This window comes from Sporocytophaga sp., from assembly GCF_017745095.1.
In the GTDB taxonomy this organism is placed as follows: Bacteria; Bacteroidota; Bacteroidia; order Cytophagales; family Cytophagaceae; genus Sporocytophaga.
In genome coordinates, this window is the sequence record NZ_JAGHZZ010000046.1 from 4,782 (window position 1) to 6,104 (window position 1,323).

General features: G+C 35.3%; 1 pseudogene. It reads left to right on the top strand.

What is annotated here, in order from left to right:
• A pseudogene (locus J7604_RS26050) lies at positions 1-1,323 on the top strand (hypothetical protein); the annotation flags it as partial.

The following is a 1,323-nucleotide window of genomic DNA, read 5'->3' on the forward strand; positions in this document are numbered from 1 at the left end:
CTACAAACCAAGTCACAAGCTTTAATGGGGTAGGAAAAGTTATAAAGGCTAATAATCTTCTTACAGGTAGCATATATATTGGATATACCGGGAGCTGCAATGTTTATAGTGATATAGAAGTATCTAATTTATCTACTGGTGGAATTTATTTTTCGGGAATTCAAGTAAATTTATTACTAACAAGCCATATTACAGCGACAAATTTTAATAGTGGAACTCTAAGTTTTAAAGGAATAAAACAGGAAGAGGGGTGTTCTGATTTAAATTTTGATTTGCAAAATGCACGTTTGATATTTGAGGCTGGCAATACATTTTATAGCAACATAACAGCGTCTTGCGGTTATTTTAATTTAAATGGATCAACGTTCAATGGTTCGGTTAATCTTTCATCAAAGAATAATGCAGGCGGATTTGCAGTATCTAATGGAGGAAATACATTTTTATCAGATCTACAAATAACAAGCACTGGTAGCAATGGTATATTGCTGGCTAGCGTGAATGGAGATAATTATAAGGGGAATCTAACTATAAATAAAAACAGTGCAGGACCTATTTATCTTTCAAGGACAGGGACTTCGGAGTTTTATGGGAATATTTCCTACAATGTTATTTCGGGCCAGGCTCCTGATGGTTTCGGTGCTAATGGAGGCACAAGTGCATTTATGGGAGATAAACCTCAGAGTATATCATGTAACTATTCGAATATCTTATTTACAGGAGGAGGAGTTAAGATTGATAAATCAGCCAATCAGGTGACTTTAAATGTTCCTTTGAATGTGACGGGAAATGTTGCCTTTATCAAAGGAAATTTTATAGCCTCAACAACGAATACTTTTGGTTTTGGGAGTAATTCGCAAACAATCACCGGAGCTTCAGATCAAAGTTATATTGAAGGTACCGTGAGAAGATTTGGAAATACAACTTTCACTTTTCCAGTTGGAAGTGGAGGTAAGTATATGCCTCTTAGTATCTCTGCTCCATCAACAAATGAAGACATCAGAGTGGAAGCATTTTCAACAGCTCCTCCAAGTGCTACAACATTAAATAATACCTTATCAAGAGTTAGTTCATGTCAATACTGGAATGTACAAAGAGTTACAGGTAGCTCTAATATTTCTCTAACTATACCATGGACAAGTTCTAGTTGTGAAGGTATTAACACAAGAGACATAAGTATTGCTCAGTACAAAAATAATTTATGGCAGTTTTTTGGTGCAAACAATAAAGTAGTTGATGGATCTAATGGTTCTATTTCTTCCAATGCCCCTTTTACTTCAGGATACTATACATTAGGTTATGTGCCATTTGATGAGGCCATCTTTG